We start from the raw sequence: 23,705 nt of genomic DNA on the forward strand, positions 1-23,705 counted from the left end.
TCGAAGCGCCCCCTGGATCATCCCGGGGGCGCTTCGTCACGTCTGGGCGGTTCCGCCTCAGCGGTCCACGATCTCCCCTTCGATCGCCGGGCCGGGCTGCTGCTGCGGCCCGGCCGGCGGCTGCACGGTGTTGGTGGGGGTGGTGGGGGTGGTGGGCGCCGGTTGCGGCGCGCCGGGATAGACCCGCACCCGGCGCGGACCGAACAGGTCACCGGCGACCATCGACGACACCCGCCGCTCGGTGGCCCGGCGCACCCCGCCGCCAGCGAGGCGGCGCAGCGGCGGCACCAGCAGCAGCAGGCCCACCACACCGCTGACCAGGCCGGGCAGCGCCAGCAGCAGCGCACCGGCCAACCCGACCAGACCGTCGGTGACCTGCGCACCCGGCGGCTGGCCGGCCTGCGCGGCGGCCCGGAACCCGCGCCACGCCCGCATCCCCTCGCGGCGCAGCAGCACCAGCCCCAGCAGCGACGCGGCGAACACCAGCAGCAGCGCCGCGCCGAACCCGACGGCCCGCCCGACCAGCACGAAAACGGCCAGCTCCAGCAGCGTCAACAGCAGCAGAGCCGGTGGTACGAATCTGAGTCCTCGGCGCATCTCACCCCATCCGCCCGGTGTGTCCTCACGCCCCTCCAGCATGACACGACCGCGCTCACGGCCACCGGGCCAACGCCCGCGGCCGACCCCGCACCGCCGCCCGGCGGTCCCGCACCCCCCACCGGGTGACCCGCCACAGCGCCTCCGCCACGATCAGCGGGCTCATCTTGCTGTCACCGTGCTCCCGTTCGGCGAACGTGATCGGCACCTCGACGATGCGCACCCCGGCCCGGTGCGCCAACCGCGACAGCTCCACCTGGAACGCGTAGCCCTGCGACCGCACCGAACCCAGGTCGATGGCGTCCAACGCCGCCGACCGGTACACCCGGTAGCCGCCGGTGGCGTCGCTGACCGGCATGCCCAACGCCACCCGCGCGTACAGGTTGCCCACCCGCGACAGCAGCAGCCGCCGCCACGGCCAGTTCAGCACCCGCGCGCCGCGCGTCCACCGCGAGCCGATCACCACGTCGGCGTCGCGGGCGGCGTGCAGCAGCGCCGGCAGGTCCTCCGGGGCGTGCGAACCGTCGGCGTCCATCTCCACCACCGCGTCGTAGCCGCGCTCACGCGCCCACGCGAACCCGGCCAGGTACGCCGCGCCCAGGCCGTCCTTGCCCGGGCGGTGCAGCACGTGCACCTGCGTGTCGACGCCGGCCAGCGCGTCGGCGATGCCGCCGGTGCCGTCGGGGCTGTTGTCGTCGGCGACGAGCACGTCCACCGCGGGCGCCGCGGCGCGGACCCGGGCCACGACGTGGCGCACGTTGTCCGCCTCGTTGTAGGTGGGGATGACCACGAGGACCCGCCCCACCCCGGGATGGCCGGCTGCCGCACCCACCGTCGCACCGCCCTTCCGTCGCCTCAGCCGGGCGTGACCTCCCGGCGGCGGCGTGCCACGGCCGAGCCGGCCAGGGCCGCGACCGCGAGGGCCGCGAGCGCCACCTCCGGCCACACCCCGACCGTCGTGGCCGGGGTACGCCCGTCACCGAGTCGCATCTGCCGCACCACCGTCTCGGCGGTGTTGAACCCGGTGGCACCGTCTACCCGCCCGTCGGGGGAAACGAACCCGGACACCCCGACCGTGGAGGACATCAACGCCGCGCGGCCGTGCTCGACGGCGCGCAGCCGCACCATGGCCAACTGCTGGCGGGCCTCGGCCACGTCGAAGGTGGCGTTGTTGGTCTGCACCACCAGCAGCTGCGCGCCGCCGGTGACGGTGTCGCGGACGATGCCGTCGTAGGCGACCTCGAAGCAGATCACGTCGCCGAGGGTGGCCGCGCCGGCGTCCAGCACGCCGGGGCGGTCCCCGGGGACGAAGTCGGAGCGGACCCGGTCGACCTCGGCGCTGACCTTGCGGGCGATGGAGCGCAGCGGCACGTACTCGGCGAACGGCACCGGGTGCCGCTTGGTGTAGACCTGGCTCAGGTCGGCGCCGCTGCCGGGGCGCCACAGCAGGCCGGCGTTGCGGACCTGCCCCTGGCCGGGGCCGAGCAGCACCGCGCCGACGAGGATCGGCGCGCCGATCGCGTCGGCGGCCTGGGAGATGCGGTAGCCGGCGCCGGGGTTGCGCAGCGGGTCGATGTCGCTGGAGTTCTCCGGCCACACCACCAGGTCGGGGCGTTCCTGCGCGCCCCGGGTGACCCGTTCGGCCAGTTCCAGGGTGGCGTCGACGTGGTTGTTGAGCACCGCCTGACGCTGGGCGTTGAAGTCCAGGCCGAGGCGCGGCACGTTGCCCTGCACGATCGCCACGGTGACGGTGTCGCCGGCGCCGCGTACCCCCGCCGGGACGGCCGGCCCGGCGGCGAGCAGCAGCGCTCCGGCGGCGGCCAGCCCGGCGATCGGCCGCCACTGCCCGGCCGGCCGGCGCCAGTCCCGCCAGGCGGCGGTGAGCACAATCCCACCGGCGAGCGCGACGGCGAACGTGACCAGCGGCGCGCCGCCGAGCGCGGCGAGGCGCAGCAGCGGCGACGTGTCCTGGCTGAACGCCAGCCGCCCCCACGGGAACCCGCCGAACGGGGTGCGGTCGCGCAGCGCCTCCTGCCCCACCCACAGCACACCGGTCAGCAGCGGCCACGCCGCCCGCCACCGGTCGACCAGCGGCGACACCCAGGCGGTGGCGGCGCCGAGCAGCGCCAGATAGCCGGCCTGCAGCAGCGACAGCAGCGCCCACGGCAACCAGCCGGTGTGCAGGTTCGTCCACTCCAGCAGCGGCGCGAACAGCGCCACCCCGGCCAGGAACCCCAGCCCGGTCCCGGCGCGCAACCGCCGCCGGTGCGCCGCGGCAGCCAGCAACGCCACCCCGACCGGCGCGAGCGGCCACAAACCGTACGGCGGGAACGCCGCCAGCAGCGCCAACCCGGCCGCTACGGCCGCCGGCACGGCCACCGTCAGCGGCAACGCGCGCCCACCGGCGTGCGGGCCTGCCCCGTCGGCGGCACGCGGCTGGTCCTGCTCGAGCGTCGTCACCGGCACCTCACCACGATCACGGGCCGAAGGCTACCCGGCCGCGACGTCGACCGGCCTCGCCGGTGTGCGCCGGGCCACGGACGCCACCGGCCGGGGCCGGGCGGCCGGGCGTACCCGGCGGGGGCGAGAATCGGGCGCATGCACTTCGGTGTCCTCGGTCCCACCCAGGCGTACGCCGCCGACGGCACCGCACTGCCGGTGGGTGGCGGGCGGCTACGCGCGCTGCTGGTGCTGCTGCTGCTCGACGCGGGACGCACGGTGTCGCCGCAACGGCTCGTCGACGGCGTCTACGGCGCCCGGCCGCCGCAGGGGGCGGCGAACGCCCTGCAGTCTCAGGTGTCGCGGCTGCGCCGGCTGCTGCCCGCGGCGCACATCGAATTCGGGCCGGCCGGCTACCGCCTCGACGTGGATCCGCAGCGCGTCGACGTGCACCGGTTCACCGCGCTGGCCGGGGCCGGGCGGGCCGCGCTGGCCGCCGGTGACCCGGCGGACGGGGCCAGGCTGCTGCGCGAGGCGCTGGGCCTGTGGCGCGGCGAGCCGCTGGCCGACGTGGCCGCCGCGCCGTTCGCCGCCGTCGAGGCGGCCAGGCTGCGCCAGCTGCGCCTGGCCGCGGTGGAGGACCGCGTCGAGGCGGAGCTGGCGTCGGGGCCGCCCGGCGCGCCGCTGGTGGCGGAGCTGCGGGCGCTGGTGGCCGCGCACCCGCTGCGGGAGCGGCTGCACGGGCAGTTGATGCGCGCGTTGCACGGCGCCGGTGACCGTGCCGAGGCGTTGGCGGTGTTCGCCCGGGCGCGGGAGGTCCTCGCCGAGGAGTTGGGCGCCGACCCGTCGGCGCAGCTGGTCGCGCTGCACACCACGCTGCTGCGCGACGACGCCGCCCCACCCTCCGGTGTCGCGCGCCTGCCGACGCCGCTGACCAGTTTCGTGGGCCGGGACCGGGAGCTGGCCCGAGTGGGTGCGCTGCTCGCCTCGGCGCGGCTGGTCACCCTGCTCGGCCCGGGCGGCGCCGGCAAGACCCGCCTGGCCGTCGCCGCCGCGAGCCGCCACGACACCCCGGTGTGCCTGGTGGAGCTGGCGTCGGTGCCACCCGGGTCGGCCGTCGCGCCGGCGGTGCTGGCCGCGCTGGACCTGCGGGATTCGGGGCTGCGCGCCGCGGGCCGCCCCCGGGACCTCACCGACCGGCTGGTGGCGGCGTTGACCGACCGGCGGCTGCTGCTGGTGCTGGACAACTGCGAGCACGTCGTCGACGACGCCGCCCGGTTGACCGCCCGGCTGCTGTCCGCCGCCCCGGGCCTGCGGGTGCTGGCCACCAGCCGGGAGCCGCTGGGCCTCACCGGCGAGGCGTGCTGCCCGGTGGGCGGGCTGCCGGTGCCGGCCGGCCCGGTGCCACCGGCGGCGGCCACCGGCTACGCCGGGGTGCGGCTGTTCACCGAGCGGGCCGTCGACGTCGCGCCGGGCTTCACCCTGGACGCCGACACGGTGGCGGCGGTGCTGCGGATCTGCCGCACCCTCGACGGTCTGCCGCTGGCACTGGAGTTGGCGGCGGCGCGGCTGCGCGCGCTGCCCGTGGCGGAGGTCGCCGCGCGCCTGCACGACCGGTTCCGGTTGCTCAGCCGCGGCGACCGCGCGGCGCCGGCCCGGCACCGGACGCTGGAGGCGGTGGTGGGCTGGAGCTGGGAGCTGCTGGACGCCCCGCAGCGGCGCCTGGCCGCCCGCATGGGTGTGTTCGCCGGCGCCGTCGACCTGGCGGCGGTGCAGGCCGTGTGCGCCCCGGCGGACGACGACGTGACCGACGCGCTGACCGGGCTGGTGGACAAGTCGCTGGTGGAGGCCGCCGGCGGGCGGTTCCGGATGTTGGAGACGATCCGCGCGTACGCGGTAGCGCGGCTGCACGACGCCGGTGACGCCGCGCGGGTGCGGGCGGCGCACACCGCGTACTTCCTGGACCTGGCCCGCGCCGGCGACGCCGGCCTGCGCGGTGTCGGCCAGGACCGGTGGCTGCGGCGGTTGGACGCCGCCCGCGACGACCTGCACGCGGCGCTGCGCCGGGCGGTGGACGACGGTGACACCGCCACCGCGTTGCGGCTGGTGGCGGCGTCGGCGTTCTACTGGTGGCTGCGAGGGCTGCGCGGCGAGGGCGCCGCGCTGGCCGCCCGGCTGGTCGACCGGCTCGACGGGGCGCCGGCCGACCTCGACGAGGAATACGCGATGTGCCTGCTGGTCGCCACCCTCGCGGGCGCCGGCGACGCCTCGGCGGTCGCCACCGCCGGGCGGATCCTCTGGGACCGCGACCGGCCGCCCCGACACCCGTTCCTGCTCTACCTGTCCGGAATGGCCAGCGGCCCGCCGCCGCCGCACCGGCTGGCCCTGCTGACCGACCGGGCCGGCCGGGAGTGGCTGCTCGGCGCCGACCCGTGGAGCCGGGCGCTGGGCGCGCTCGGCACCGCGACCGTGCACCTGCTGCACGGCCGGCATGAACGGGCCCGCGCCGACCTGACCGACGCGCTCGCCGGGTTCCGGGCACTGGGTGAACGGTGGGGCATGATCCTGGCACTGAGCACCCTCGCCGAGACCGCCTACCGGGAGGGTGACGCCGACACCGCTGCCGCGCCGATGGCGGAGGCGTTGCGCCTGGCCGAGCAACTCGGCTCCACCCTCGACCTGGCGGAGCTGCTGCGCACCCGCGCCGACGGGCGGCTGCTCGTCGGCGACCTGGCCGGGGCGGGCGACGACTACCGGCGGGTGCGCCGCATCGCCGGGCCGGCCGGCGCGCCGGAGCTGGTCGCCGCCGCCGACCTGGGGCTCGGGGAGATCGCCCGCCGCGACGGCGACACGGACCGCGCCCGGGCGCTGTGCGAGCGGGCCCTCACGCGGTGCCCGTCGGGCTGGTTCGGCGCGGAGATGGTCCGGTTGGCGGCGCAGGTGACGCTCGGTCGGCTCGCCGCCGCCGCCGGCGACGCGGCGGCGGCCCGCGCCCACTACCTGCGGGTCCTCACCGCGACCGTCGGGGTGTGGGACGTCCCGACGGTGCTCGCCGCGGTGGACGGGCTGCTGCGGCCGCTGCTGGACGCCGGCGGGCACGAACGGGCCGCGCGGCTGCTGGGTGCGACCTCGGCGCTGCTGGCCGGCACCGGCGCGGCCGACGCGCCGGGGCGCGCGCCGGTCGCCGACGCGCTGCGCGCGCACCTGGGCGCGGCGGCGTTCGCGGCGGCGTTCAGCCGCGGCGCGGGCCTGACCCGCCCGCGGGCGGTGGCGCTGCTGAACGCCGGCTGACCGCGGCCTCCCGGTGCCGGTCAGCCGGCGGTGCGTGGTCGGTCAGCGGTGGCGGTGACGCTGGGCGGCATGACGGATGAGACGACGGCCGTGCTGGCCGACGGGTTGCGCAAACGGTACGGCCCGACCACCGCCCTCGACGGGTTCGACCTGGTGGTGCCGGCCGGCACGGTGTGCGGGGTGTTGGGCCCGAACGGGGCGGGCAAGACCACGGCGGTGCGGATCCTGACCACGCTGCTGCGCTTCGACGGCGGGCGGGCCCGCGTCGCCGGGCACGACGTGGCCACCCGGCCGCAGCGGGTACGCGAGGCGATCGGCCTGACCGGGCAGTACGCGGCGGTCGACGAGGTGCTCAGCGGCCGGCAGAACCTGGTGCTGTTCGGCCGGCTGCGGCGCCTGCCGGCGCGTGCGGCTCGCCGCCGCGCCGACGAGCTGCTGGACCGGTTCGGGTTGGCGCCGGTGGCGGACCGGTCGGCCGGCACCTACTCCGGCGGGATGCGCCGCCGGCTGGACCTGGCGGCCAGCCTGGTCGTCCCGCCGCGGGTGCTGTTCCTCGACGAGCCGACCACCGGGTTGGACCCGCGCAGCCGCAACGGGTTGTGGACGGCGGTGCGGGACCTGGTCGCCGACGGCACCACGGTGTTGCTGACCACCCAGTACCTGCAGGAGGCCGACCAGCTCGCCGACCGGGTGTGCGTGGTCGACGCCGGCCGGGTGGTGGCCGAGGGCACCCCGGACCAGCTCAAGGCGCGCATCGGCGCCGACCGGGTCGAGCTGGTGGTCCGCCGGAGCGCGGACGTGCCGGTGGCGGCGGCGGTGCTCGAGCGGATCACCGGCGCGGCCGTGCGGGTGGACGGGGAACTGCGCCGGGTGCAGGCGCCGGTGACCGACCGGATCGCCGTGCTCACCGCGGTGCTGCGGGCGCTGTCCGACGCCGGGATCGCGGTGGAGGACGTCCTGGTGCGCCGGCCCACGCTGGACGAGGCGTTCCTGCTGCTGACCGGCCACCGGGCGGAGAGCGACGACCGTGCGGGGGTGGCGGTGTGACGGCGCTGACCGACGGGTGGCTGATGGCCGGGCGGAACCTGCGGCACGTGGTCCGCTCCCCCGAGGAGATCGTCCTGTACTTCAGCTTGCCGATCATGTTCGTGTTGGTGTTCGGTTACGTGTTCGGCAGCGGCATGGCGGTGCCGGGCCACGGCAGCTACCGGGAGTTCCTGCTGCCCGGGGTGTTCGTGATGACGATGCTCTACGGCCTCGGGGCCACCGCGTCGGCGATCGCGGTCGACGCGGGGCGCGGCGTGGTGGACCGGTTCCGGTCGCTGCCGATGGCCCGCTCGGCGTTGCTGTCCGGTCGCGCCGGCGCGGACCTGGTCCGGGCGTGCCTGGAGATGGCCACGCTGGTGGTGTGCGGGCTGCTGGTGGGGTGGCGGTGGCGTGAGGGCGTGGTCGCGGCGCTGGCGGCGGTGGCGTTGCTCCTGCTGCTGCGGGTCGCGTTGACGTGGGTGGGGGTGCTGCTGGGGTTGCTGGTGCCGAACCCGGACACGGTCGGGGTGGTGGTGTTCCCGCTGGCGTTCCCGCTGACCGCACTGTCGAACGTGTTCGTGGCGCCGGAGCTGATGCCCGAGTGGTTGGGCGCGGTCGCGGCGTGGAACCCGCTGTCGGCGACCGTGGCGGCGGTCCGGGACCTGTTCGGCAACCCGGGTGTCGGCGCGGACTCGTGGCCGGCGCGGCACGCGCTGCTGCTGGCGATCGCCTGGCCGCTGGCGTTGATGGCGGTGGCCGCTCCGGCGGCGGTGCGCCGCTACCAGCGCCTCGGCCGCTGACCGGCTCCGGGACGGAAATCGGGGCGCGGCCTAAGCCGCGCCCCGATGCTCCCAGGCCCTCCCCGGCCGGTGGGGCGAGAGTGATCGGCGCCGACCTTCGGACCGACCGGACGTGGACTGGCTGCCCCCGCCTGGCCGTTGTCTACTGGCCGTTCCTCACACCCTGCCCGTACACCGGTAACCGCGACCGGTTCGCGCCGTCCCGCCGACCCCCGCCCGCTGGACCTGGCCGCCGCAACCTTCCGGTCGCTCGGCCAGCGGACGAGAGGACGAAACGAACAACAGCCGCTTCCCGTGGTAGGACTCAAAGACGGTACGGCGTGCACCCCCGCCGCTGTCAACCCACCCCGGCCTGTCGTGTGTTGCGCCACGGCGTGTCGCGTCGGCGCGTCTCGATGGGTGGACGCCTCGCTCAGGCGCCGAGGTGCCGGCGCAGCACCGCGACGGCCGCGCCCGGGTGCTCGGCGGCGAGCAGCCCGGCGGCGGCCAGCACGTAGTCGACGTCGACGACCGGGCGGGCGGCGCGCGGCAGCGGCCACCCGCCGGCGTGGTCGGTGAGCACCGCGTCGAGCACCGCGCCGGCGTCACCCGGGTCGCCGTGGCGCAGCACCCCACCGGAGCCGACGAGCAGCCGCACCTCCCGCAGGTCCCGGCCGGCGCGTTCCCCGGTCGCCGCGCCGCGGGCGTGCCGGCGCACCGCCACGGTCGCGGCCAGCGCCGCGATCCGCCGGTCCGCGGCCCGCTCGTCGTCCCCGCCGGGCAGGAACCCCGGGTCGGCGGCCCGCACGGCGGCCGCCGCGGCCAGGGTCTCCTGTTCCCCGGGAGCGAGCAGCCGCTCCTCGGCGGCGGCCCGCACCACCCCCGGCGCGGACCACCGCATCCCCAGGTCCCCCTCCACGGTGCGGGCCCGCCACAGGGTGCCGGTGACCTCCCGACCCGGGCCGTCGGCCCGCTCGTCGGGGGTGAGCACCGAGTACACGTCGGTGGTGGCGCCGCCCACGTCCACCACCGCCAGGTCACCGCCGAGCGTGTCGGCGAGGACCTCCACGCCGGTGAGCACCGCGTCGGGGGTGGCGGCGCGCACCAGCCGCGCGAAGCGCACCCCGCGGGACAGTTTCTTGCCGCCGATGACGTGCCGCAGGAACACCTCCCGGATCGCCGCGCGCGCCGACGCCGGCGCCAGCACCCCGATGCGCGGCAGCACGTTGTCCGCCACGGTCACCGGCACCTTCGCGTCGGTGAGCAACGCGTACAGCCCGGCGCGGGCGTCGACGTTGCCCGCCAGGACCACCGGCACCCGCCAGCGGGCCCGCGCCAGCCGCGTCGCGTTGTGCGTCAACGTGTCCGCGTCACCGCCGTCGGTGCCGCCGACCAGCAACACCACGTCCGGGCGGGCCGACCGCAACGCCGCCAGCTCCGCCGCGCCGAGACGCCCGGCGGCCACGTGCACCACGTTCGCCCCCGCCGACAGGCCCACCCGCCGACCCGCAGGCGCGGTGACCAGCGGCTCGTAGCCGATCACGGCCAGCCGCAACCCACCGCCGGCCGACGAGCACACGTACCACGGCACCTCACCGACGCCCGCCGACGCGGTGGCCGCGCCGACCGCGGCGTCCAGGCCGTGCAGCACGTCCGTGCCCACCGTCGTCGGCGCCGACGCCGCGCCGACCAGCCGCCCGCCGTCGAGGTCGACCACCGCCGCCTTCGTGTACGTCGACCCGACGTCGGCGCAGACCACGGCCCTCACGCGGCGCCGCCGGTCGGTCGCGACCGCCGCGGCATCGGCTCGCCGCTCACGCCGCCGGCACGACCACCGTGCCGGTCGCGGTGACCGCCACGATCGGGGGATCCAGCACCTCCGCCGCCGACTCGCCCCGCTCCGGACGGCCCCGGCACACCACCACGCAGCTCAACTCCAGCGTCCGGCTGCGCGAACCCACCCGGGCGACCTGCGCCGTCACCTCCACCACGTCACCGGCCCGGATCGGCGCGGTGAACCGCACATCCGCATAGCCGGCGAACAGACCCTCGTCGCCGTCGGTGCGGATGCACACCTCGGTGGCCACGTCACCGAACAACCCCAACGCGTACGCCCCGTCGACCAGATTCCCCGCGTAGTGCGCGTGCGCGTACGGCACGTACCGGCGGTGCACCACGGTCAACCCCAGCCGGGGATCCTGCTCGCTCAACTGCTCGCCTTCCTGGAAGTGATCAACGCGTGCACGAGGTAGCTGGCCACCTCACCCGGGGTGGTGCCACGCCCGAAGATCCGGTCCACGCCCAACTCACCGGTCATCGTCTCGTCGAAGCGCGGCCCACCCACGATCAGCAGCGGCCGCTTCCCGGCCGGCATCGCCTCCCGGAACGCCGCCGACATCTCCCGCGTGTTGTGCAGGTGCGCGTCGCGCTGCGTCACCACCTGCGACACCAGCACCGCGTCGGCCTTCTCCTGCCGGGCCGCCTCGACCAGCTCCGGCACGCTCACCTGCGCGCCCAGGTTGCTGACCTTCAACTCCCGGTAGTACTCCAGGCCCTTCTCCCCGGCGATGCCCTTGACGTTCAGGATCGCGTCGATGCCCACCGTGTGCGCGTCGGTGCCGATGCACGCCCCCACCACCGACAACTTGCGGCGCATCTTCTGCTTCACCACCGCGTTGACCTCCTTGGCCGACAGCAGCGGGAAGTCCCGCTCCACCACCTGCACCTGGTCCAGGTCCACCAGATGGTTCACCCGCCCGTACACCACGAAGAAGGTGAACCCGTCACCGATCGGCTTGGCGTGCACCAGCATCGCCGGGTCCATGCCCATCCGGTTGGCCAACTGCACCGCCGCGCCCTCGGCCCGCTTGTCGTGCGGCACCGGCAACGTGAACGACACCTGCACCATGCCGTCACCGGTGGTGTCCCCGTACGGCCGCACGACCGTCTTCCGCTCGCTCATCAGGGCTGCCGCTCCAGGATCTCCGTCGCCGGGTTGAAGTAGTCGTCGGCGTGCCGCGCCACCCCGTCCAGGCCCTTGCCCCGGTCCGCCGGCCGCTTCATGATCCCGAACGTGCCCTCGGCGATCGCCGTCAACAACGACTGCTCCCCGATGCGCTCCAGCAACTCCACCGCCTCACCGAGCACCCGGTGCGCCCGCTGCTGGATGAACCCGCCCGACGCCGGCACGAAGTCCTCGTGCAGACCACCCGCCGCGCCCAACACGTACCGCACGTTCTGCAACGCGATGTCCCGGTCCGACAACCACGGCGTCACCACCGCCTCGGTCATCATCCCCACCAGCAGGATGCCCTGCCCGGTCATGGCCCCGACCAGGTTGAAGAACCCGTCGAGCAGATTGCCCCGGAACACGTCACCGGTCATGTGCTTCGTCGGCGGCATCCACTTCAACGGCGCGTCCGGGAACAACTCCCGCGCCAACAACGCGTGCGCCAACTCCAACCGCAGCGACTCCGGCACATCCGGGTTGATCTCGAACGCGTGCCCCAACCCCAACAGCCGGTCCGCCAACCCCGCCTCGTGCGCGAAGAACTCGTTCAACAACTGCGACACCGTCACCGTGTGCGCCTCGTCCACCGCGTCCGCGGTGGTCAGGTAGTTGTCCTCACCGGTGTTGATGATGATCCCCGCCCGCGCGTGCACCTGCCGGGAGAACCGCTGGTCCACGAACGTGCGGATCGGGTTGATGTCCCGGAACAGGATCCCGTACATCGAGTCGTTGAGCATCATGTCCAGCCGCTCCAGGCCGGCCAACGTCGCCATCTCCGGCATGCACAGCCCCGACGCGTAGTTCGTCAGCCGCACGTACCGGCCCAACTCCCTCGACGACTCGTCCAACGCCGCCCGCATCAACCGGAAATTCTCCTGCGTCGCGTACGTGCCGGCGAACCCCTCCCGGGTCGCCCCCTCCGGCACGTAGTCCAACAACGACTGCCCCGTCGACCGGATCACCGCGATCACGTCCGCGCCGGCCCGCGCCGCCGCCTGCGCCTGCGGAATGTCCTCGTAGATGTCCCCGGTCGCCACGATCAGATAGATCCACGGCCGCTGCTTCGGATCCCCGAACCGCTTCACCAGCCGGTCCCGCTCCGCACGCCGCCTGTCGATCTGCCGGATCCCCGCCGCCACCGCCCGCCGCGACGACCGCCGCGCCGCCGTCGCCGCCTTCCCGGCCGGCTGGTCGAACCGCACCGACCCGGCCGCCGCCTTCTGCGCCAGCAACGTCACATCCGCGATGCCCTCCCGCGCCAACGCGTCGAACACCGGCAACGCCACCCCGCGCCCCAGCCCCACATCGGCCACCACCGCGTCCACCAGGCGGTTCACCCACGGAATGCCGTCCGGGTCGGCGCCCGACACCCCCGCCAGCCGCAACACCGCCCGCTCCACCGACACCGTGGTGTGGCTGCGCGCCAGATCCACCACCGGCTGCCCCGCCCGGCGCGCCAACTCCCGCGCCCGCGCCACCAGCGCCGGATCCAACCCAAGCTTGCCCGTCACGAAGAACCTTCCTGATAGATCACGTCACCGCGCAACACCGTGGCCCGGCACACCGGCAGCGGAGTCGGATCATCCGCACCCCGCACCTCCGGATCCTCGGCCTGCAACACCGGCAGACCCCGCTCCACCCCCGCCGGGGAGTCCCACACCGCGAACGTCGCCGGCGCACCCAACGCCAGGACCCCCTCGTTGTCCAGGTGCACCGCCCGCCACCCGCCACGGGTGTGCGCCGCGAACGCCGCCCGCACACTCATCCGCTGCGACGGGTTGTGATGCGCCGCCGCCGCCCGCACCGACCCCCACGGATCCAACGGCGTCACCGGCGAATCCGACCCGAACGCCAACGCCACACCCACCCCGTGCATCGCACCCATCGGATTCGACTCCCACGCCCGGGACAGGCCCAACCGCGACTCGTACATCCGCCCCGAACCGCCCCACAACCGGTCGAAAGCCGGCTGCATCGACGCCACGATCCCGTACTCCACGAACCCGGCGATCAACCGCTTGCTCATGATCTCCGCGTGCTCCACCCGGTGCCGCGCCGCCCGCAACCGCTCCGTGCCCAGCTTCCGCGCCGCCTCCGCGAACCCCGCCAGCACCGTCCCGATCGCCGCGTCACCGATCGCGTGGAAACCGCCCTGCATCCCGTGCGCCGCACAGTCCAACAGATGATCACGAACCTGCTCCGCCGACACGTACCCGTGCCCACACGCCCCCGGCTCACCATCCAGGTAAGCCGCCGACACGTGCGCCGTCCGCGACCCCAACGCACCGTCCGCGAACAGGTCACCACCGGCACCCACCGCACCCAGGTCCCGGGCCCGCGCCGCGCCCAGCAACTCACCCCAGTACCCGTACACCTCCGGCACCCCGTCGCCGGACACCGCCAACAGCCCGGTGAAGTCCTCCTCGTCGGAGATCTCCGGACCACCGCACTCGTGCACCGCCGCGATGCCCAACGACGCCGCATGCGCCAACGCCCGACGCTGCGCCGCCACCCGCTGCGCCCGCGTCACCGACGCGAACGCCGCCGCCCGCACCACATGGTGCGCGTCCCGCCGCAACCACCCCGACCCGTCGAACCCCGCCGCCCCCGCCGCGTCCGGACACGCCGCCAGCAACGCCGACGACACCAACGCCGAATGGATCGACGCCTGCGACAGGTACACCCGGCGACCCCCGGCCGCCCGGTCCAACGCCGCCGCGTCCGGCAACACCGGCTCCGCCCAGCACGACTCGTCCCACCCGTGCCCCAGCACCACCGCGTCACCCGGCAACCCGCCCGCGAACGCCGACACCGCCGCCACCAGCTCACCGGCCGACCGCACCGCCGACAGGTCCAGCCCCGACAACGCCAGGCCGGTGTCCGTCGCATGCACATGCGCGTCCACGAACGCCGGCGTCACCAGCGCACCGCCCCACTCCACCACCCGGTCGGCAGCCGGCGCGTCCGCGTCCGTACCCAACCAGGCGATCCGCCCGTCGCGCACCAACAGCGCCGTCGCGCTCGGCTCGGCCGGACAGTGCAGCACTCCACCGCGATACAGCGTCGAGGGGTTCGTCATGGCCTCAGTCTGCCGCCAGCCGCGCCTCGAACAGGCCGCGCACCCCCGGCTCGGAGCGCAACAACTCCAACGCCAGCTCCGCGTGCCCCGGCACGAACCCGTTCCCCACCAGCATCGTCACGTCCGCCGCCAGGCCCTCCGCACCCAACGCCGCCGCCGCGAAACTCGTCGCCATCGAGAAGAAGATCACCGTACCGCCGTCCGCCGTGGCCAGCACCGCGCCGTGCTCGCACCCCGGCACGTCCACGCACACCACCGTCACGTCCGCCGGCGCGCTCAGCGCCGTCGTCACCGCCGTGGACAACCCCACCGGATCCCGCGCGTCGGCGAGCGCCACCGCGTCGGCCACCCCGGCCGCCACCAGCGCGTCACGCTCCGCCGCCACCGGCACCACCCCGACCGTACGACCGGCGCCCGCCCGCCGCGCCGCCGCGAGGGACAGCGAGCCGCTCTTACCGGCCCCACCGATCACCGCCACCGACACCGGACGCGGATCACCCTCGCGGCCCCGCCGCGCCACCTGCTCGGCCACCACCCGCGCGGTCAACGCCGGCGCCCCGCACACGTCCAGCACCGCGAGCGACAACTCCGGGTGCAGGTCCGCCGGCAGCACCGCGGCGATCGAGCGGGCGAACAGGATCGCGTACCCGTCGCACGGCACCTGCTCGCTGCGCCCGTCCCAGCGGGCCAGCCCGTCGGAGATGCTCAGCGGCGTCAGCGTCAGCGACACCAGCGTGGCCACCCGGTCCCCCGCGCGCAGCCCCAGCGGTGAGCGGCGCCCCGCCTCCTCCACCGTGCCGATCAGCATGCCGCCGGAGCCGGTCACCGGGTTCTGCATCTTGCCCCGCGTCGAGATGATCTCCAACACCTCGGCGCGGACCTTCTCGCCGTCCCCGCCGTGCTTCTCGGCCAGCTGCCGGAAACTCGCCGCGTCCAGGTTCAGCCGCTCCACCCGGATCCGCACCTCGTTCGCCGCGATCCGCGGATCGGCGTCCAGGCGCCAGGCCGCCTGCGGCAGCACCCCCGCCGGTTCCACGACTCGGTGCAGACCCACCGGTGACGTCACGCCGACCCCCTATGTTCAGCCGCCCGAACCCCCGGCCAGGGTTCGCGTCGCGGGAAAACTTACGGCAGACTAATTTCTTCACCGCAGATTTTCCAGTAGCCTTCGCAAGGTTGATCAACCCGCACCGCTGACGAGGAGGGGCCGTGACCCAGACCCAACCGGTGGAGACCATCCCGACGCCCCGCTCCACGCCGGTCGCCGTCCCCACCGCCGGACAACCCTACGAATACCGGCGCACCCCGCTGGTCGAACCCGACTGGACCCGCTTCCCCGGCTGGCGCCACGTCACCCGCGAACAGTGGGAGAGCGCCCAGTGGCAGCGGGTCAACTGCGTCAAGAACATCAAGCAGCTCCGCGCCGTGCTCGGTGACCTCGTCGACGAGACCTTCTACGCCGACCTGGAGGCCGACCAGAAGGCCCTGGCCACCATGTCCATGCTGGTGCCGCCCCAGATGATCAACACCATGGTGCCGTTCGCGCCGATGACCACCGAGGCGCTGCTCGCCGACCCGATCCGCCGCTACATGATCCCCGTCGCCTCCGACCGGCGCACCGACTGGCCGTCGCACCCCTACGCCAGCCGCGACAGCCTCCACGAGCACGACATGTGGGTCGCCGAGGGCCTCACCCACCGCTACCCCACCAAGGTCCTCGCCGAGCTGCTCTCCACCTGCCCGCAGTACTGCGGCCACTGCACCCGGATGGACCTGGTCGGCAACTCCACCCCCGCCGTCGACAAGCTCAAGCTCACCCTCAAGCCGGTCGACCGCTACGACGCCCACATCGCCTACCTCAAGGCCCACCCCGGCGTCCGCGACGTGGTCGTCTCCGGCGGCGACGTGGCAAACGTGCCGTGGAAGAACCTCGAGTCCTACCTCATGCGCCTGCTCGAGATCGAGACCATCCGCGACATCCGCCTCGCCACCAAGGCCCTCATGGGCCTGCCCCAGCACTGGCTCCAGCCGGACGTGGTCGAGGGCCTGGAGCGGGTCGCCCGCACCGCCGCCCGCCGCGGCGTCAACCTCGCCATCCACACCCACGTCAACCACGCCCAGTCGCTGACCCCCCTGGTCGCCAAGGCCGCCCAGACCGCCCTCGACGTCGGCGTGCGCGACGTGCGTAACCAGGGCGTGCTCATGCGCGGCGTCAACGCCACCAACGCCGACCTGCTCGACCTGTGCTTCGCGCTCCAGGGCGAGGCGGGCATCCTGCCGTACTACTTCTACATGTGCGACATGATCCCCAACGCCGAGCACTGGCGCGTCCCGGTCTGGCACGCCCAGCAGCTCCAGCACGACATCATGGGCTACCTGCCCGGCTACGCCACCCCGCGCATCGTCTGCGACGTCCCGTTCGTCGGCAAGCGCTGGGTGCACATGCTCACCGACTACGACCGCGAGCGCGGCATCTCCTACTGGACCAAGAACTACCGCACCTCGATCGAGTCGGCCGACCTGGAGGCGCTGAACAAGCGCTACGCCTACTACGACCCGATCGACACCCTGCCCGAGGCCGGTCAGGCCTGGTGGCACGCCCACCGCGACGACTGACCCGCGCTCTCTGCCATCCGAGGGCGGGCCACCGGAGTACCGGTGGCCCGCCCTCGTTCGTGGTCACTTCTCGAACGCGTCCTTGACGTCGCGGCCGGCCTGCTTGACGTTCTCCCCGGCCTGCTTGGCGCGCGCCGTGCTCTGCTCGCTGGCGCCCTCGGCCCGCAACCGCTCGTTGTCGGTCACGTCGCCGATGCGCTCCTTCGCCATGCCGCTCATCTCCTGGGCCTTGTTCTTCGCCTTGTCGGTGAAGCTCATGTCGCCCTCCTCGTCCGGCTGAGCGTTGCTCCGGTTGCGTCCCCGGTGCCGTGCTGGTGAAACGTGGTGCGGATACGCACCACCTCTAAGGCATCCTAGGATGATAGGTTGAAGCTTGCACCGGCGGTCGCACCGAGGGCGTGGTTGACTGGGTCGGTGAACGAGATACTGCTGGTCCGGCACGGCGAGACCACCTGGAGCGCCAGCCACCGGCACACCTCGTACACCGATCTCGAGCTGACCGCCGACGGCGAGCGGCAGGCCCGGGCGCTCGCTCCCCTGCTCACCGGCCGGCGCTTCGTGCGGGTGCTGTCCAGCCCCCGGCAGCGCGCCACCCGCACCGCCCACCTGGCCGGGCTCACCGTCGACGCCACCGACCCCGACCTGGCCGAGTGGAACTACGGCGACTACGAGGGACGCACCACCGCGGCCATCACCGAGGAACGGCCGGACTGGACGATCTGGACCGACGGCGGCCCCGGCGGCGAGTCACCGGAGCAGGTGGCCGCGCGCCTCGACCGGGTCCTCGACCGGGTCACCCCGCTGCTCGAGCGCGGCAGCGTCGCGCTGGTCGGGCACGGGCACAGCCTGCGGGTGCTCGGCGCCCGCTGGATCGGACTGCCGCCGTCGGCGGGCGGGCTGCTGCGCCTGGACACCGCCACGCTCAGCGTGCTCGGCCACGAACACGGCCGGCGGGTCATCCAGCGGTGGAACCTGCCGGCTCCGCCGCCGAACGGGAACGACCCCGACCGGACAGCTCGGCACTGATCTTCGGCGGGCGGTTCTCGTAGGGCGTGGAGAGCACCACTGTGGTGCGGGTGGTGACGTTGGCGGAGGTGCGGATCTCCTGCAGCAGCCGCTCCAGGTCGGCCGGGCCGGCGACCCGCACCAGCAGGAGGTAGAAGTCCTCCCCCGCCACCGAGTAGCAGGAGTCGATCTCGGGCAGGTGGGCCAGCCGCTCCGGCGCGTCGTCGGGCTGCGACGGGTCGAACGGCCGGATCGCCACGAACGCGGTCAGCGGCAGCTCCAGCGCCTCGAACGAGACGCGTGCGGAGTAGCCCTTGATCACACCGCGCTGCTCCAGCCGGCGGACCCGCTGGTGCACGGCGGACACCGACAGGCCCACCCGTTCGGCCAGGTCCGTGTACGACAGCCGACCGTCGCCGGTCAGCGCGGCGACGATGGCGCGGTCGATGTCCTCCACGCGGTGCAACCTACCGGAGATAGCGCTCCCACGGCGTACCCGCCCCGCCGTCGTGACGCTCAGCGGGCCGTGCGGTCGCGGACCGCGTCCGCGGCGTAGTTCAGCACCTCGGCCATGTCCTCCTCGTCGAGGAACGGCAGGTCGGTGAGGATGTCCGTGACGGACATGCCCTCGGCCATCATGGCCAGCAGCGTGGCCACGGGGATGCGCGACTGCCGCACGCAGGGCGCACCACCCATGACGTCGGGGTCGACGGTGATCCGGGGGAAGGTCACCGCGACAGGTTAGTCCCTGGCGAGCGCGCGGGAGATGACCAGGCGCTGGATCTGGTTGGTGCCCTCGACGATCTGCAGCACCTTCGCCTCGCGCATGTACCGCTCGACCGGGTGGTCGGCGACGTAACCGGCGCCGCCGAGCACCTGCACCGCGTCGGTGGTCACCCGCATCGCCAGGTCGGTGGCGAACAGCTTCGCCTTCGCCGCCTCGATCGAGTACGGTCGGCCGGCGTCGCGCAGCCGCGCGGCGGCCAGCATGAGCGCGCGGGCCGCCGAGATGCCGGTGGCGTGGTCGGCCAGGTTGAACCCGAGGCCCTGGAAGTCGATGATCGCCCGGCCGAACTGCCGGCGTTCCCGGGCGTAGCCGACCGCGTAGTCCAGCGCCGCCTGCGCCAACCCCACCGCGCAGGCGGCGATGCCGAGGCGCCCGGAGTCCAGCGCGGCCATGGCGATGGTGAAGCCGGCGCCCTCGCCGCCGAGCAACCGCTCGGCCGGCACCCGGGCGTCGTCGAAGGCGACCTGCGCCACCGGTGAGGCGTGCAGGCCCATGGTGCGCTCGGCGGCCTGCGGGTGGATTCCGGCCGTGCCCCGGTCGGCCAGCAGGCAGGAGATGCCCTTCGGGCCGGGCCCGCCGGTGCGGCAGAAGATGTTGTAGAAGTCGGCGACCCGGGCGTGGGTGATCCACGCCTTGGTGCCGGTCACCACGTAGTCGTCGCCGTCGCGCACCGCCCGGGTGGTCAGCGACGCCGCGTCCGAGCCGCCCTGCGGCTCGGAGAGGCAGTACGCCCCGAGCAGTTCCCCGCCGATCATGTCGGGCAGCAGCTTGCGTTGCGCGTCGGTGCCGAACTGCGCCAGCGGGTAGCAGGACAGCGTGTGCACGCTGACCGCCTCGGCCACGGCCAGCCACCGGCTGGCGAGGATCTCCAGCACCTGCAGGTAGACCTCGTACGGCTGGGCGGCGCCGCCGTGTTCCTCGGCGTACGGCAGGCCGAGCAGGCCGGCGCGGCCCAGGGTGCGCAGCACGTCGCGGGGGAACTCGGCGCGCTCCTCGAAGCCGGCGGCCCGCGGGGCCAGCTCCCGGTCGGCGAGCTCGGTGGCGAGGTCCAGCAGGTCGTGGGCCTCGTCGGTGGGGAGGATCCGGTCGACGTCCATAGCGCGATGAGCTCCGTGGGGGTGGGTGAGCCGGTGCGGCGTCCGGGTGTGGACCCCTGCAGCTTAACGGTCGTTTGGGCGTCGGCGGGAGTCCACCCGCGCCCACGGCCCGTGGCCGGCGCTTGACCGCAGCGTCAGAATGGTGCGTGCTCCGCCACGACGAATCGGAGGGTACCGATGCAAACGGTGTCGGGGACCGGACAGTCGACGTGAGACCGTTCCCCCCACTGCGATCATGGACGTCCGCCGCCGCCCGCCGCCGCGCCGGCGTGGCCGCACCGGCCGACCTCCGACACCCGCCGTGCGACGAACCGGATGGCCCATGACGCACCCTCCGTCCCCCGGCGCCGCCCAGCGACACCGCATCGAGGAAGAACTGGTCGACCTGCTCTCCGGCATGCGCCTGCTGCAGGAGCCGGACAGCCGCCGGCTCATGGTCGGCAGGCTGCGCGAGCGGCTCGCCGACCACGGCGTCAACGACTACGCCAACCCCCGCGACCAGAGCATCGAGGTGGCCCGCGTCTGCCTCGGCGACCTGGCCGCCCTGGTCGACGTGGTGGCGCTCTTCGAGCCGGCCGCGGCCCAACTCGGCCCGCTGCACCGGCTGCGGCACGAGGTCGACGCGTTCGAGCTGCTGGCCGCCGAGGACTGGACCGACCTGCGACCGGCGCTCACCGCCCACCGCCCGGAGTCGCTCGGCTGGCTGTACCAGCGGGCCACCGACCACAAGACGGCCACACCCCCGTCCTGGTGCGTCAGCGCCTGGGACGTCTTCGTCTACCTCAGCGGGCAGAACGCGCCGCCGCGCGGGCTGCCCCCGAGCATGCTCTTCCTGGTGCTGCTGGAGCACGAGGTGGACACCGAGACGGCCCAGGTGATCCGGCACCGCAACCGGCGCCAGGCCAGCCTGCTGGAGCTGACCGCCGACCTGGACCGCCGCCGGGCCCAGGTCAACGCCGGCGACCAGACCCCCGAGCCGTACGTCTACCTGGTCGTCCAGGTCGAGCCGGACCTGGCCCCCGGCAGCGCCGGCTACACCGTCTCGCACTACCGCCAGTGGCAGGGCGCGCAGGGGTGGCACTCCCGACGGCACGGCCAGCTCACCGACGTCGCGCACGCCGAACTGGAGGCGACCGTCGAGCGGATCGTCCAGCAGATGGAGATCGAGTGGTCCGACCGTCGCGCCGACGTCGCCGTCGAACTGGTGCTGCCGGTGGAGCTGCTCAACGAGGACGTCGCCTGGTGGCGCAAGGAGGCGGCCAGTGTCCACCTGGAACAGAAGGTGCTGGCGATGGACTACCCGGTGGTCGTGCGCAGCCTCAACCGGCTGCGGCAACCCGAGTGGCACCGGGCCTGGCGGCGACGGTGGGAGCACCTGCAGGCCGAGCCGGCGCACAGCCGGCTGTTCCGCAGCCGGCCGCACGGCCCGGCGTACCTGACCCGCCTGGAGGCCGAGCTGACCACCGATCCGCGCTGGTCGACCCTGCTGCTCAGCGCGCCGCCGACGCCGGCGAACCCGCTCGGCTTCAAGGAAGTGATGACCGCCCTGCGGGCGGGACTGCCGGTGATCGTCTGGCACCGCACCCGCCCGTCCGACACCGAGTTCTGGGAGGAGATCCGGGACATGACCGCCGACGGACGCATCGCGCGCCTCCCGGTGCACGCCCGGCGGGCGCGGTTGGACGCGCTCGCCCTGGAGCCGCACGCCGACCGACACAACGGCCGCCACCTGGTGGTGCTCTGGGACGACCCGGAACGCACCCCCGAGCTGCACCGGCCCGACGACCGACCGGGACGGCCGGCGTGAGCGCCCCGCAGGTCGCCGGGTGGCGCGTCTACCGGGGCACCGGGGAGCCGCTCGACCCGGCGGAGCGCGACCGGCGCTGGCCGGCGCCGCCACGCTGGCGTGCCTTCGACGGCGGGCCGGACGAGCCACCGGCGCCCTCCGAGGACCCGGACCTCCGACGGCGGCTCGGCACCGCGACCGCACCGGCCGGCCCGGACCCCCGCGAGGTGGACGTGGTGAACGCCGCGCTGCTGCTGCGCCGGCCGCTGCTGGTCACCGGCCGCGCCGGGTCGGGCCGGTCCAGCCTGGCCTACCGGATCGCCCGGGAACTCGGCCTGGGCCGGGTGCTGCACTGGCCGGTGTCCGCCCACGACACCGTCCGCGCCGGCCTCTACCAGCACGACCCGCTCGGGCGGGTACGCGCCGGCCGCGGTGACGACCGCTCGGTCGGCGACGAGCTGGGCGAGCACCTCAGCCTCGGGCCGCTGGGCACCGCGCTGCTGCCCTACCGCGCCCCCCGGGTGCTGCTCGTCGACGAGCTGGACCAGAGCGACATCGACCTGCCCCAGCAACTGCGTACCGTCTTCGACGACGGCGGGTTCGACATCCCCGAGCTGGTCCGGGCCGCGGGGCGCAGCCCCGAGGTCACCGTGCACACCGCCGACCCGGGCGGCCGGGCCACGGTGCGCGGCGGGCGTGTCCGCTGCCACGAGTTCCCGCTGGTGGTGATGACCTGCACCGAGGACCGGGTGTTCCCACCCGCGTTCCTGCGCCACTGCCTGCGGCTGCGGTTGGCCGACCCGGACGAGGCCGCCCTGCTGCGGATGGTGGACGCGCACTTCGCCGAGCGACCCGCGGGCGCCGCCGGGCTGGTCCGGGCGTACCTGGACCGGCGACACGGCCCCGACGCGCCCACCCTCGACCAGCTGCTCGACGCGGTCCAGCTCGCCGCCGCCGACGCCGACGACGCCCCGGACTGGGACCGCCTCGCCGAGGTGCTGTGGCGCGGCGGGCCGACGGCGGACCCGGAATGATCCTGCCGGGTTGGCCCCCCGCCGGCCCGGCCGAATCCGGTGCCGCTGCCACCGGCGAGGAGTCGCTCGCCGACGTGCTGCGTCCGTTCCGGCGGCTGGTCTCGCCGCGGGAGCTGTTCGTGTACGACGAGGAGGCCACCGCCGCGCAGGCCGAGGCGGGGCTGGTCCGGCCGGTGCTGCGGCGGGCGGTCCGGGCCCGCTGGGACGTGGTGCTGGTCGTGGACGAGCACCCCTCGATGACGGTCTGGTCGACCCGGGTACGGACGTTCACCACCCTGCTGCGCCGGCACATGGCCTTCCAGGACGTGCGGGTGTGCCACCTCGCCACCGGCGGGACGAGCCCCGAGGAGGTCCTGCTGCGCCGCGGCCGGCGCGGCCCGGCCGTGCCCGCCGCGGCGGGACTGCCCGCGGTGCGCCGGCACCGGATCGTGCTGGTGCTCTCCGACGGGGCCGCCCCGGCCTGGCGCAGCGGCGCGGCCCTGCCGCACCTGCACGCGTGGGCGCGCCGCCAGCCGGTGGCGGTGGTGCACCTGCTGCCGCAGCAGATGTGGCACCGCGGCGGGCTCGCCGCGCAGCGTCTGGGCCTGCGGGCGCCCCGGGCCGGCGCGCCGAACTCCCGCCTGTGGTGGCGGCAGCCGGACCCGCTGCGGGCGTGGACCGACGTCGGGCGGCCGGCCGACCCCGACGCGGTGCCGGTGCCGGTGGTGGAGCTGCGGCCCCGCTGGCTGGCCGCGTGGGTGGACCTGGTCGCCGGCCGGCACCCGCGCTGGGTCGATCTGCCCGCCGTCCTGGCGTACGCCCGGCCGCCGCACCCCGCCGACCGGCGTACCCCCGAGCGGTGGGATCCGGCGGCGGCGGTGCGCGAGTTCGTCTCCTGGGCGTCCCCGGCGGCGCTGCGGCTGGCCACCGGCCTGGCCGCCGCTCCGCTGGACGCGGCGGCCATCGCGGCGGTCCGCGACGAGGCGGTGCCGGAGGCCGGCGACGTGCACCTCGCCGAGCTGCTCACCGGCCCGCTGGTCGGGCCGGGGCCGCGGCAGCTCGGCCTCGACTTCCGGCCCGGGGTGCGCGAGGAGCTGCTGGCGATCGGCCGGCGGGCGGAGACGGTACGGATCCTGCGCGCCCTCGCCGCGCGTCTCGGCCCGGACCGGCCGGAGCTGGC

Annotated in this window: 19 protein-coding genes and 2 pseudogenes; 8 read left to right on the plus strand and 13 right to left on the minus strand. The window is 74.8% G+C overall.

The annotated features are described in order from the left end of the window. Window positions 1-57: 57 nt before the first annotated feature. The 3 genes and pseudogenes from GA0070213_RS03965 to lnt all read right to left on the minus strand — a co-directional run bounded on the left by GA0070213_RS03965 (window position 58) and on the right by lnt (window position 3,197). A complete protein-coding gene (locus tag GA0070213_RS03965; RefSeq protein ID WP_245716248.1) occupies window positions 58-597 on the minus strand; it encodes an FxsA family protein in 540 nt (179 codons plus the stop codon). Between the two features lie 55 nt (window positions 598-652). Beyond that, a complete protein-coding gene (locus GA0070213_RS03970; RefSeq protein ID WP_091057327.1) occupies window positions 653-1,429 on the minus strand; it encodes a polyprenol monophosphomannose synthase in 777 nt (258 codons plus the stop codon). 23 nt (window positions 1,430-1,452) lie between these two features. Continuing rightward, window positions 1,453-3,197 (minus strand): annotated as a pseudogene (gene lnt, locus GA0070213_RS03975) (apolipoprotein N-acyltransferase). Between lnt and GA0070213_RS03980 the strand changes: the two are divergent. From GA0070213_RS03980 to GA0070213_RS03990, 3 genes are all read left to right on the plus strand, one after another. After that, entirely contained in the window at window positions 3,196-6,327 is a 3,132-nt protein-coding gene (locus GA0070213_RS03980; RefSeq protein WP_091058513.1) for an ATP-binding protein, read from the plus strand. The pseudogene lnt and the gene GA0070213_RS03980 sit on opposite strands and share 2 nt — an antisense overlap. Window positions 6,328-6,396: 69 nt before the next feature. After that, window positions 6,397-7,374 carry an ATP-binding cassette domain-containing protein gene (locus GA0070213_RS03985; protein WP_091058518.1) on the plus strand — a complete coding sequence of 326 codons (978 nt, stop codon included), beginning with the start codon at window positions 6,397-6,399 and terminating at the stop codon, window positions 7,372-7,374. Continuing rightward, the gene (locus GA0070213_RS03990) at window positions 7,371-8,153 is read left to right on the plus strand and encodes an ABC transporter permease (RefSeq protein WP_245716249.1); all 783 of its coding nucleotides are present in this window, start codon (window positions 7,371-7,373) and stop codon (window positions 8,151-8,153) included. Before GA0070213_RS03985 ends, GA0070213_RS03990 begins: the two co-directional genes overlap by 4 nt. A gap of 412 nt (window positions 8,154-8,565) precedes the next feature. Here the strand turns inward: GA0070213_RS03990 and GA0070213_RS03995 are convergent, their stop codons facing one another. From GA0070213_RS03995 to kdd, 6 genes are read right to left on the minus strand one after another with little or no spacing between them, the layout of a single operon-like run. Then, complete coding sequence (locus GA0070213_RS03995) at window positions 8,566-9,900, minus strand: glutamate mutase L (protein WP_091057335.1); 1,335 nt, start codon at window positions 9,898-9,900, stop codon at window positions 8,566-8,568. A gap of 46 nt (window positions 9,901-9,946) precedes the next feature. Next, a complete protein-coding gene (kal, locus tag GA0070213_RS04000; RefSeq protein ID WP_175441189.1) occupies window positions 9,947-10,342 on the minus strand; it encodes a 3-aminobutyryl-CoA ammonia lyase in 396 nt (131 codons plus the stop codon). Next, complete coding sequence (gene kamE, locus GA0070213_RS04005; protein WP_091057341.1) at window positions 10,339-11,094, minus strand: lysine 5,6-aminomutase subunit beta; 756 nt, start codon at window positions 11,092-11,094, stop codon at window positions 10,339-10,341. Before kamE ends, kal begins: the two co-directional genes overlap by 4 nt. Next, window positions 11,094-12,653, minus strand: coding sequence for a lysine 5,6-aminomutase subunit alpha (gene kamD / locus GA0070213_RS04010; RefSeq protein WP_091057344.1), 1,560 nt, complete (start codon window positions 12,651-12,653; stop codon window positions 11,094-11,096). The genes kamE and kamD overlap by 1 nt, the downstream gene beginning before the upstream one ends. After that, entirely contained in the window at window positions 12,650-14,221 is a 1,572-nt protein-coding gene (locus tag GA0070213_RS04015; RefSeq protein ID WP_091057348.1) for an amidohydrolase, read from the minus strand. The genes kamD and GA0070213_RS04015 overlap by 4 nt, the downstream gene beginning before the upstream one ends. A gap of 4 nt (window positions 14,222-14,225) precedes the next feature. Beyond that, complete coding sequence (gene kdd, locus GA0070213_RS04020; protein WP_091057351.1) at window positions 14,226-15,287, minus strand: L-erythro-3,5-diaminohexanoate dehydrogenase; 1,062 nt, start codon at window positions 15,285-15,287, stop codon at window positions 14,226-14,228. Window positions 15,288-15,430: 143 nt separating this feature from the next. On the opposite strand from kdd, the gene GA0070213_RS04025 reads away from it, so the two are divergent. Next, complete coding sequence (locus tag GA0070213_RS04025) at window positions 15,431-16,837, plus strand: KamA family radical SAM protein (protein ID WP_091057354.1); 1,407 nt, start codon at window positions 15,431-15,433, stop codon at window positions 16,835-16,837. A 63-nt stretch (window positions 16,838-16,900) separates the two neighbouring features. On the opposite strand, the gene GA0070213_RS04030 is transcribed toward GA0070213_RS04025, so the two are convergent. Beyond that, on the minus strand, window positions 16,901-17,095 hold the full coding sequence (locus tag GA0070213_RS04030; protein WP_091057359.1) for a CsbD family protein: 195 nt from the start codon (window positions 17,093-17,095) through the stop codon (window positions 16,901-16,903). 156 nt (window positions 17,096-17,251) lie between these two features. On the opposite strand from GA0070213_RS04030, the gene GA0070213_RS04035 reads away from it, so the two are divergent. After that, on the plus strand, window positions 17,252-17,863 hold the full coding sequence (locus GA0070213_RS04035) for a histidine phosphatase family protein (protein WP_091057363.1): 612 nt from the start codon (window positions 17,252-17,254) through the stop codon (window positions 17,861-17,863). On the opposite strand, the gene GA0070213_RS04040 is transcribed toward GA0070213_RS04035, so the two are convergent. Genes GA0070213_RS04040 through GA0070213_RS04050 form a run of 3 tightly spaced genes read right to left on the minus strand, consistent with a single transcriptional unit; the run spans window position 17,793 to window position 19,726 of the window. After that, window positions 17,793-18,299, minus strand: a complete 507-nt coding sequence (locus tag GA0070213_RS04040; RefSeq protein WP_091057367.1) for an Lrp/AsnC family transcriptional regulator — start codon at window positions 18,297-18,299, stop codon at window positions 17,793-17,795. The two genes, GA0070213_RS04035 and GA0070213_RS04040, sit on opposite strands and share 71 nt — an antisense overlap. A 59-nt stretch (window positions 18,300-18,358) precedes the next feature. Further along, on the minus strand, window positions 18,359-18,574 hold the full coding sequence (locus GA0070213_RS04045) for a DUF433 domain-containing protein (RefSeq protein ID WP_013286269.1): 216 nt from the start codon (window positions 18,572-18,574) through the stop codon (window positions 18,359-18,361). A gap of 9 nt (window positions 18,575-18,583) precedes the next feature. After that, window positions 18,584-19,726, minus strand: coding sequence for an acyl-CoA dehydrogenase family protein (locus GA0070213_RS04050; protein ID WP_091057370.1), 1,143 nt, complete (start codon window positions 19,724-19,726; stop codon window positions 18,584-18,586). 322 nt (window positions 19,727-20,048) lie between these two features. On the opposite strand from GA0070213_RS04050, the gene GA0070213_RS04055 reads away from it, so the two are divergent. The 3 genes and pseudogenes from GA0070213_RS04055 to GA0070213_RS32725 all read left to right on the plus strand — a co-directional run. Continuing rightward, window positions 20,049-21,533 (plus strand): VMAP-C domain-containing protein, encoded by a 1,485-nt coding sequence (locus GA0070213_RS04055; RefSeq protein ID WP_091057374.1) that lies wholly within the window; start codon window positions 20,049-20,051, stop codon window positions 21,531-21,533. After that, the gene (locus tag GA0070213_RS32720; RefSeq protein ID WP_091057378.1) at window positions 21,530-22,546 is read left to right on the plus strand and encodes an ATP-binding protein; all 1,017 of its coding nucleotides are present in this window, start codon (window positions 21,530-21,532) and stop codon (window positions 22,544-22,546) included. The genes GA0070213_RS04055 and GA0070213_RS32720 overlap by 4 nt, the downstream gene beginning before the upstream one ends. After that, window positions 22,432-23,622: pseudogene (locus GA0070213_RS32725) on the plus strand (SAV_2336 N-terminal domain-related protein); the annotation flags it as partial. The gene GA0070213_RS32720 and the pseudogene GA0070213_RS32725, both read left to right, overlap by 115 nt. Window positions 23,623-23,705 lie beyond the last annotated feature (83 nt).

Origin of the sequence: Micromonospora humi, assembly GCF_900090105.1 — a bacterium.
GTDB classification, from domain to species: Bacteria; Actinomycetota; Actinomycetes; order Mycobacteriales; family Micromonosporaceae; genus Micromonospora; species Micromonospora humi.